Annotated in this window: 9 protein-coding genes; 2 read left to right on the top strand and 7 right to left on the bottom strand. The window is 53.6% G+C overall.

Annotated elements, in window-relative coordinates; genetic code table 11:
* Positions 1–80: 80 nt before the first annotated feature.
* Together QZL66_RS08385 and QZL66_RS08380 are read right to left on the bottom strand one after the other, a co-directional pair.
* Positions 81–389: an MGMT family protein gene (locus QZL66_RS08385; RefSeq protein WP_022411272.1), complete on the bottom strand. Its 309-nt coding sequence runs from the start codon at positions 387–389 to the stop codon at positions 81–83.
* Between the two features lie 5 nt (positions 390–394).
* Positions 395–1192: a helix-turn-helix transcriptional regulator gene (locus QZL66_RS08380; RefSeq protein WP_022411271.1), complete on the bottom strand. Its 798-nt coding sequence runs from the start codon at positions 1190–1192 to the stop codon at positions 395–397.
* Positions 1193–1417: 225 nt separating this feature from the next.
* Between QZL66_RS08380 and QZL66_RS08375 the strand changes: the two genes are divergently transcribed.
* Positions 1418–3781 (top strand): glycoside hydrolase family 9 protein, encoded by a 2364-nt coding sequence (locus tag QZL66_RS08375; RefSeq protein WP_293602058.1) that lies wholly within the window; start codon positions 1418–1420, stop codon positions 3779–3781.
* 71 nt (positions 3782–3852) lie between these two features.
* Here the strand turns inward: QZL66_RS08375 and QZL66_RS08370 are convergent, their stop codons facing one another.
* Positions 3853–4623, bottom strand: a complete 771-nt coding sequence (locus tag QZL66_RS08370; RefSeq protein WP_022411269.1) for an AraC family transcriptional regulator — start codon at positions 4621–4623, stop codon at positions 3853–3855.
* A gap of 136 nt (positions 4624–4759) precedes the next feature.
* On the opposite strand from QZL66_RS08370, the gene QZL66_RS08365 reads away from it, so the two are divergent.
* Positions 4760–5794, top strand: coding sequence for a glycoside hydrolase family 5 protein (locus QZL66_RS08365; RefSeq protein ID WP_022411268.1), 1035 nt, complete (start codon positions 4760–4762; stop codon positions 5792–5794).
* Between the two features lie 91 nt (positions 5795–5885).
* Here QZL66_RS08365 and QZL66_RS08360 read toward each other — a convergent pair whose 3' ends face one another.
* The 4 genes from QZL66_RS08360 to QZL66_RS08345 form a co-directional block, all read right to left on the bottom strand.
* Complete coding sequence (locus QZL66_RS08360) at positions 5886–6113, bottom strand: hypothetical protein (protein ID WP_022411267.1); 228 nt, start codon at positions 6111–6113, stop codon at positions 5886–5888.
* 119 nt (positions 6114–6232) lie between these two features.
* A complete protein-coding gene (locus QZL66_RS08355) occupies positions 6233–6511 on the bottom strand; it encodes a hypothetical protein (protein WP_022411266.1) in 279 nt (92 codons plus the stop codon).
* Positions 6512–6635: 124 nt separating this feature from the next.
* Positions 6636–7766 (bottom strand): iron-containing alcohol dehydrogenase, encoded by a 1131-nt coding sequence (locus QZL66_RS08350; protein WP_022411265.1) that lies wholly within the window; start codon positions 7764–7766, stop codon positions 6636–6638.
* A gap of 177 nt (positions 7767–7943) precedes the next feature.
* A partial coding sequence (locus QZL66_RS08345) for an RICIN domain-containing protein (protein WP_293602053.1) occupies positions 7944–9185 on the bottom strand: 1242 nt, incomplete at its 5' end.

The following is a 9185-nucleotide window of genomic DNA, read 5'->3' as shown; positions in this document are numbered from 1 at the left end:
GAACAAGACCGCTCCGCCCTGTGTCCCGCTTGCTGTTTCTTGATTTTGGAAGCATTCCAGTGGAATGTTTCCAACGAGTCCTAGCACTCCCACTGACAGCACTTCATATCCACGCAGCCATTTTTTCGAAACGTCACACCTTCCGCCAGAAGCAGCTCCCGCTGCTCCGGAAAGTTCGGCGCAAGCCGTCCGGCTTGGTTGACGACACGATGACAGGGGTAGCTGCCGTAGTGCTCTGCCTGATGCAGCGCCCTGCCCACCAGCCGTGCGTTTTTCGCTCTGCCGATGAGCCGTGCGATCTGGCTGTAGGATGCCACTTTTCCGGCGGGGATCTCCTCCACAACGGAGAGCACCTCATAGACAAATGCTTCGTTCCAAACTGATTCCATTTCATTCATCTCCTGAAAAGCGGGATGTCCTGTGTGCGGTATGCCTTGGGAGAGATGCCGTACCGTTTCAGGAATTGCCGTTCGAAGTGCTCATAGTGGCGATATCCGCACTGCTCTGCGACTTTCGCAACGCCAAGATCTGTGCTTTGCAGAAGCATGGCAGCATACTCCATGCGGCTTTGGATGAGGTCTTGTGTAAAGGTGATGCCAAAAAACTGTTTATAAAGCTTCTGGAAAGCAGAGCGGCTCATGCGGACTTCGTGGGCGGTGTTGTCTACAGTGCGTGAATCCCATGGACTGCGGTACATCTTTCGGCGAATGGTGGCAAGCATTTCATACCGGCTGTCTTTTGGAAAAAAAGAATTCTGGTACAGCTGTTCGCTGAGTTTATCCCAGATGAGCGTCATATAGCAGGATGCGCTTTCTTTGCGGTATAAATTTTGCGAATAGGTTTCATAGACGATTTCTTTGATGCAGTGGCTGAAAAAGTTTGGCTCCTGCACGGGAATGGGCGTTTGAAGCGGAATTTTCCGTGCGGAAAACTGCGCAAATTCCTCCCCTTCAAAGAGAAAGTGTACCCAGTCGTTGGCGAAGAGCTGCTGCGGACAGGTGCGGTAAAATTGCGGTGCATCTTTGGGATAGAGAAAGACGCTGTTTGCCGGAACCAATTGGTCGACGCCATCCAGCGTGACAATGCAGTCTGTTTTCAGCAGCAGCAACAAATTGTCCCCGCTGCCCTTGGGACGGTCGATGATGAAATCAGTATCATGACAGTGGTTGTATCCGGCGTTTCGAATCTCCATGGGTTGCTCCTTTCAAAATGCATAAAACATCATATATTTTACATGATATATCATTGCAAGTGTTTTGTCAATCCTGTATAATAAAAATATCAGATTCTTCCCGAATTTGTGGTTCCAATACCAAAACGGGAATCGCATTGTTTGCGCAATTTTTTCCCGTTTAAAATTTGCAAGGAGGTGTACGGGAAGCCGAAACTCTGTTCCAAGTTCCGGCTTCTTTCCGACATGAAAAAGAAACGAATGACCAAATTGCTGGCAGCCATTTTGTCTGGTGTGCTGCTGACATCCGCACTGCCGGCAGTATCGCCGGTGTCCGTACTGGCTGCGGACAACCTCATTAGCAATTCTACTTTTTCCAGCGGGACATCCGGCTGGGGCATGTACAAAGAGAGCGGCGGTGCTGCAACGCTCTCCACAGAAGACGGAAAACTGGCGCTGCATGTTACCAATACCGGCAAGCTGACTTATTCCGTACAGCTGAACTATGACATCATTCCGCTGTACAAAAACGGCGTTTATCACCTGTCCTACGAGATTTCTTCCGACACCGACCGCTATGTGGAGGGGATGATCCAGCAGAACGGCGGAACGTATCAGTCGTATACCTGGAAGGGTCTGAACCTCACTTCGGAACCGCAGAAAGTGGACTATGAATTCACCATGAAAGCGGATACGGACATCATGTCCAAAATGGTGTTCAACTGCGGAAACGAGGGCGAGGAACTGGGCGAACACACCATCTATCTGGACAACGTGGTTCTGGAACTGGTGGACGACAGTCAGGTGGACTATTCCGAGATTCGTGCCTATGAACCGCCCATTGTCATCAATCAGGTGGGCTATCGCCCCAATGCGGAAAAGGTGGCAGTGTTCCGTGGTATTACTGACGAAACGGAATTCTCTGTAGTCAACGCCGAAACCGAGGAAGTGGTCTATACCGGCGAGCTTTACGGCGAAACCAATAACAGCAGCGCCGGCGAAGTTGAATGGATGGGAGATTTTTCTGCTGTTGAAGCACCGGGAAAATACTACATCACCTGCGGCGGGCTGGATCCGTCCTACACGTTCGAGATCGGCGAGGACGTGTACAGCGACCTGATGAAAGATGCTGTGCGGATGCTGTATTTGCAGCGCTGCGGAACGGAGATCGAGGACGACACGTTCCATCATGTGGCATGTCATACCACCAAGGCGAGAGTGTACGGGACAACAGATGAATACATCGATGTCAGCGGCGGCTGGCATGATGCCGGAGATTACGGGCGCTATACTGTTCCGGCAGCAAAGACTGTGGCAGATATGCTCTATGCCTATCAGGCAAATCCGGCGCTGTTTGGCGATGATGTCGGAATTCCGGAGAGCGGGAACGGCGTCCCCGACATTCTGGACGAGGCAAAGTATGCCCTGACTTGGATGCTGAAAATGCAGGATCCGGAGACGGGCGGTGTGCACCACAAGGTCACCTGCGAGAATTTCCCCGGTTATGTCATGCCGGAACAGGAGACGGGCGAGCTGATCGTAACGCCGGTTTCCACCACGGCAACCGGTGACTTCTGCGGTGCAATGGCGCTGGCATCGGAATTTTTCGGGGAGAGCGACCCGAACTTTGCTGCCACCTGTCTGGATGCGGCGAAAAAGGCATGGAATTTCCTGGATGCCAACCCGAATCTGATCTTCAAGAATCCTACAGACATCACCACCGGCGATTACGGCGACTATTCCGACAGCGATGAGCGGTACTGGGCAACGGCGCAGATGTTCCGTGCAACTGGCGAAGAGGCCTACAAGGAGAAGCTGGAGGGCATGTATTTGCAGACGGGTATGGACTGGACGACGGTGGGCGACTACGGCAACCTTGCCATTTTGACGATGAAAGACGGCGAAAGCAAAATCGAAAGCGTGTATCAGAAGGCGTTGAGCGCCATGAAGAAGCAGGCAAATACTTTCGTTTCTACCTCAAACAAGACACCTTTTGGCGTTTCCATCTCAACATTTAATTGGGGCAGCAACATGACAATCGGAAACGCCGGCGTGATTCTGGGTGTAGCTGCGCAGATCACGGGGGACGACGCCTACCGGCAGGCAGCAGAGGATGACCTAAACTATCTGCTGGGTAAGAACGCCACCGGCTATTGCTTTGTCACGGGATATGGCACGCTCTGTCCGCAGAATCCCCACCACAGACCGTCTATGGCAAAGAAGCAGGCGATGAAAGGCATGCTGGTGGGCGGTGTCAACTCCGCCAAGGAGGATAGCGCAGCCAAGGCATATCTGGCAGGCATGCCCAGCGCCAAGTGCTATGTTGACCACTCGGAGAGCTACTCCACCAATGAGGTCGCGACTTATTGGAATTCCCCGCTGATTTACCTGTTGGCTCTGGCGCAGACAGAAGAAATACCTGAACCTACAAAGGGTGACGTAAATCTGGACGGCGAGATCAATCTTACCGACGCTGTTGCGCTGCAAAAATACCTGATTTATGCGGAAACATTGACGCAGGATCAGTGGCAGCAGGCAGACTTGACAGAAGACAATGTGGTCAATGGCACAGATCTGGCATTGCTCCGCGGCAATCTGGCGATCTCTTAACCGATACGATTAACCATACAAGTAAACAATACAAGCAGCATTGAAAAACGGCTGGCACGTTGCGAACGGTGTCAGCCGTTTTTGCTGTCCGACACTTCGCTTCGCTGGTAGAACTTCCGGCGGTATTCCATGGGAGTGAGACCGGTTTCCCGCTGGAAGCACTGGATGAAGTGGCTCTGGGAGGCAAAGCCGTAGTACGCCCCGATTTCCGACAGGGATATTTCCGAGGTGGTCAGAAGCTGGGCAGCGGATTGAAGCTTGGCGGAGAGCAGGTATTGGTGCAGCGTTTTTCCGATCTCACGGCGGAAAAGTGTGGAGAGATAGCTGCGGTTCAGCGAGATGGCATCGGCGATGTCCTGCGTGGTCAGCTTCTCGTGGAGATGCGCGGAAATGTAGGAGATCGCCTTGGAAACATGGATGGAATAGGCGTGGGCACGGCGCACCTCCTGCATGCGCCGGGTAAAATCCCGAATCATGGCGTTGTGCAGCGCAGAGATCTCGGAAACTGTGGTCAGACGGTCCATGCGCTGGATCAGAACGTCGCTCAGCGTATAGGCGGTTTCCCGTTCCATGCCCTGCTCTACGCAGACACGTGTGATAAGAGCTACCGCCACCACAAAGTGATAGCGTGCGTTTTGCAGCCGGTTTTCCGACAGCCTGCCGTACTCGGTTCCGTCATAGACGGTTTCATCCTGTTCGGCGGTACAGTAGCGGGACACGGTTTCCATGTCGCCGGACGCAACGGCGTTATAGAACTGGAATTCCAGATTGTATTCCAGATGCTGTGTCTGTTCCTCCCGCTGTTGAAACAGATGTTTGTGAAGCTCCTGTTCGATGTTCATATAGATTTTCACCTCCGCTGTAATTATACAACAAATTCGAGAAAAATGCAACAAAAACGATATACGATGCGCCAAAAAACACGTATAATAAAGACATGAAAAACGAGGAACTCCCAAATCGAAAGGATGGATGACAATGCGTACATTGGAAGGATATCTCCACGGTGTCAATCTGGGCGGATGGCTCTCGCAGACCAGCGATACCTCCGCAGAACACTACACCACATTTATCACAGAGCAGGATATTGCAACCATTGCGGAACTGGGACTGGATCACGTGCGTGTGCCGGTGGACTATATGCTGCTGGAGGAAGAGGACGGCACGGAAAAGCCGGAGGGTTACGTCTATCTGGACAGCTGCCTGAACTGGTGCAAAAAGCACGGACTCCGCATGATTCTCGATCTGCACAAGACTTACGGCTATTCCTTTGATCCGCTGGACAAGACCGATAAGACCATCTTTTTCCACGACGTATCGTTGCAGGAGCGGTTTTATCGTCTGTGGCGGACACTTTCCAAGCGGTATGGCGCAGAATCGGATACCATGGCGTTTGAGCTGCTGAATGAGATCGTGGAGCCGGAGGTCGCAGAGGCTTGGAACCAGATTGCCCTGCACGCCATTGCAGAGATTCGGAAGCAGGCGCCGGACACCTGGATCATTTTCGGCGGTGTGATGTATAACAATGTACTGAGCGTTCCCATGCTGGCAGAGACTGCAGACCGGAAAGTAGTCTATACGTTCCACAGCTATGAACCCATGATCTTCACCCATCAGGGCGCATACTGGGTACAGGATATGCCGGCAGATTTCCGCATTGCCTACCCCAAGTGCCTTGCAGAGTATCGTGAGGCAAGCAAGATTCTTTCACAGGAACTTGCCGGTGCGATCTATGCAGACGACCTGAAGGAAATGGGTACAGACTTTTTCGAAACCCTGTTTGCGCCGGCGTTGAAGATTGCGCAGGAGCGTGACATTCCGCTGTACTGCGGAGAATACGGTGTGATTGATCTGGCGGACAACGACTCCAAGATTCGCTGGGCTGCGGATATTTGCAGCGTGTTCAATAAGTACGGCATCGGCAGAGCCTACTGGAATTACAAGGGCAAGGATTACGGCATTGTGGATATTCCGGACGCTGCGGTGCAAAAGCAGCTGGCGCAAAAGCTCTAAGGCAACATCATATCTATATCTATATCTCTCATCGAAAAAGCACGTTCCATGGAATCCACGGGACGTGCTTTTTTTGTCATATGCTTGGAAGTTACCGGGCATCCGGCAGTGCTTCTACCATGGTACGCAGTGCCTTGAGGTTTTCCTGTGTGGTGCTGTCGGAGGTGCGCTTTTCTCCACGGTAGACGGATTCCACCGTCTTTTGCGCCTGCAATCCGACCTGTTCGTAGTCGTTTCCGGTGCCGTTATAGCATGCCTCCAAAAACGCACCATAATAAGAACCCGTCTTCACAAGCGTATCCACGTGCCTTTTCGGCAAATTTTGCTGCATCCTGCGTGAAAAATACTTGCCGGGCGACAGCCCGCCTGCGTATTTTTGCCTTGTCTGCAACAAAATTATGCTCGAAAATCCACATATATTTCTTGTGAAGACAGGTTCTAAATGGTGCTTACCATAGCGCTGGAATCAGAAAAGTAGCTGTAGACGTTATCCTGCAGGAAGCCGACAGCCTCCTGAATCTGGTCAGCGGTGGCTTCTGCTGCGTCTGCCTTGGCGTTGGCACGGAGCTCGTCCACCTTGGCGCTGGTGTCAACTGCTGTTTCTGCCGGTGCGCCGGAAATCTTGGCAGAGGTTTCGCCGGAGTCGCTTCCGCAGGCGGTGAGCGCAGCGCAGAGTGCAATGGCTGCCATCAAAGCTGCAACTGTTTTGTTTTTCATGCTTGTCATCTCCTATTGTCGGGTTGGGTGAGAAACGGATTCAACAAGAATATCATACCGTAGTTCTGCAATGTGTGCAATATGTGTACCAAATTGTAACGAATGTGATACTGCTTTGTCGCTTTCACATTGCCTTGCGGTACAGCGCTGCGATTTCCGCTTGCGTGAATACCACCGGATGATTGGCGACACCGGCAGCGGAAACCTTCATGCAGTTCTCCGCCATCCACGGGATATCACGTTCCGACAACCCCAGCTGGGAGAGGGTGCAGGTCAGTTCCAGACCGTGCAGCAGCCTGCGCAGCTGCGGGGCGCAGTCCTCTGCGGTCTTGCCACCCAGAAGCTGGGCGATCTTTCCGTAGCGGACGGGGTCGCCGTGACAGGATGCCTCCGTGATGACCGGTGTCAGCGCAGCCAGCCCCTGCCCGTGGACGATGTCCTTTAAGCCGCTTGCCGGATGTTCCATGCCGTGGGGGAGTGTGACGCCGGCGGTGTTGATGACCATTCCGCCGATGGTGCTCGCCAGAGAGATCTTCTCCCAGCCCGTCCGGTTCGTGCTGTCCCTGTAGACCGCCGTCAGATTCTCCGCCAGCAGCGAAATGGCGTACAGGCTCAGGGCATCGGTGAACGGCTGGGAAATGCGGGAGAGATACGCCTCCATGCAGTGGCACAGGGCATCGAATCCCACGGCAGCAAGCACCTTTTTCGGCATGGTCATCATGCACTCCGGATCGACAATGGAGACCTTTGCCACGATTGCATTGCAGCGCAGGGACTTCTTGTCGCCGTTCTCCGGATTGGTCAGCACGGCAAACCCGTTGCCCTCGCTGCCGGTACCACAGGTGGTGGGGATCAGGATCAGCGGAAGCGCACGGTCGCTGGCGGTTTTTCCGAAGATGTAGTCGTTGATGTCGCCGTCATTCACTGCCAGAAAGGCGATTGCCTTGGCGCAGTCCATGATGCTGCCGCCGCCAATGGCGACCACGCAGTCGCATCGGGAAGCTTTGGCGAACTGTGCGCCCTCGATTGCCGTGGTGGTCAAGGGATTCTGCTGCACTTTGTCAAAGAGCACGGAGTCAATGCCGGCTGCATGCAGGCTGTCTTTGACACGGTTGTACAGACCGGATTTTTTGGCGCTGCTTCTGCCGGTGACGATGAGGGCACGTGTTCCGTAGGGCTTGGTCAGCTGTCCGGTTTCGCTGACCCGTCCGCAGCCAAAGACGATGTTGACCGGAAGAAAATAGTTGAAGTTCATTAGAAAAGTCTCCTGCAAGATTTCTTTTTTTCCATTATACCATAAATTCAAAACGCCGTAAAGCGGATTCTGCCTAAAAAAGAACGGATTTTGTGCTCGATATTTTTGGAAAACAAAAGCAGCAGTGCCGAAAGGGTACCGCTGCTTCTGCTTTATCAGAAAGGGGATGTCAAATGATTATGCGCTTTTCTGCGGCAGGGCGTTGACGAGGTGCACGAGAAACTTCAGCAGCACCATGGAGTCGCTGCTGTCAATTTTGCCGTCCGCATTGCAGTCGCCGTTTGCTCTTGCAGTGTCATTCATGGAAACCACGCCGGCTACTGCCTTGTTCAGAAAGACGGCATCGGCAAGGTCAATCTCGCCGTCCAGATTGGCGTCGCCGTACAGCACCTTGGCAGACAGCGTAGATTCTGTGGTTTCGGCGGTCTGCGTGGTCTGCACGGTAGTGCTTGTGGAGGAGCTGGTGGTTTTCTCGGCGGTAGCGGATTCTGCTACGGTTGTCGATACCACAGTTTCCGTGGTTGCGGGAACGGACTCTGCGGCAGTCGTTGCAGCCGTTGTCACCACTGTGGTGGCAGGCTTTGCTGAAGTCGTGTCTGCCTGCGTGGCGGTTGTGACAGTTGTCTTAGCCGTTGTGGTGGCAGTTGTTGTCGTGGTGCAGGTCTGTACCTCCCACTTCTGGCAGGCGTTGCCGTTTGCCGTCCACTGCTGGACATTGGCACCGCTGTTGCGGTCGGCATTGGCGACCTCCACCGCTGCGGCATCGTAGGAAGTTCTGGTGAGAATGTTATAGGTACCGTCCGGATTTTTCACGAATTTGAACAGATGAGAGCTGGACTTATTGTTGGTGACGATCTCAATGTTGGCACCGTTGGCGCTGCCGGTGGAGTTCAGATAGTAGGTCTTGCCGTCGGCGAGCTGGGAGATGATGTAGTAGTAGCCGCCGCCGAATTCTTTGAGCGTCCAGGAGTTGTGTGCAGCCGGTTCGTTTGCGCCCCACTGCTGGACATTGCTGTTGTCCTCCGCCTTGCCATTGGCGACCTCCATGTATAGTCCGCTGTTGGTGTTGCGGAACATGTAGGTTTTGGAGGTGTCCATGGTGCAGCCGGTGTCGGAAACCTGTGTCAGCTTCCACTGCTGGGAGGTGTCGGAGAGGTTGACTGCCCACTGTACCACGTTCGCACCGGAGTCCTTGGAGGCTGCCTGCACTGCCACGCAGCTCTGGTCGCCGCTTGCCTTGGTCAGCAGGTAGTAGATGCCGTCAGATGCCTGGTAGAACTTGAAGCGCTGGGCATCGGCATCGGTGGCAGACCAGATGCCGACATTTGTGCCATTGTCCGGCGAGTTGCCGGAGATATCCAGCAGGTAGGAAACCTTGTCGCCGATCTGGGGATAGAGGGTGTAGTAGCCGTCGCCGTC

The organism is Ruminococcus sp. CAG:330 (assembly GCF_000437175.1).
Taxonomy (GTDB): domain Bacteria; phylum Bacillota; class Clostridia; order Oscillospirales; family Ruminococcaceae; genus Ruminococcus_C.
This window is presented reverse-complemented; position numbering and strand designations above follow the sequence as displayed.

Coding starts and splice junctions, on each gene's coding strand:
- QZL66_RS08385 (WP_022411272.1), bottom strand. CDS start 389: ATGGAATCAGTTTGGAACGAAGCATTTGTCTATGAGGTGCTCTCCGTT.
- QZL66_RS08350 (WP_022411265.1), bottom strand. CDS start 7,766: ATGAACTTCAACTATTTTCTTCCGGTCAACATCGTCTTTGGCTGCGGA.
- QZL66_RS08355 (WP_022411266.1), bottom strand. CDS start 6,511: ATGAAAAACAAAACAGTTGCAGCTTTGATGGCAGCCATTGCACTCTGC.
- QZL66_RS08365 (WP_022411268.1), top strand. CDS start 4,760: ATGCGTACATTGGAAGGATATCTCCACGGTGTCAATCTGGGCGGATGG.
- QZL66_RS08380 (WP_022411271.1), bottom strand. CDS start 1,192: ATGGAGATTCGAAACGCCGGATACAACCACTGTCATGATACTGATTTC.
- QZL66_RS08370 (WP_022411269.1), bottom strand. CDS start 4,623: ATGAACATCGAACAGGAGCTTCACAAACATCTGTTTCAACAGCGGGAG.
- QZL66_RS08375 (WP_293602058.1), top strand. CDS start 1,418: ATGAAAAAGAAACGAATGACCAAATTGCTGGCAGCCATTTTGTCTGGT.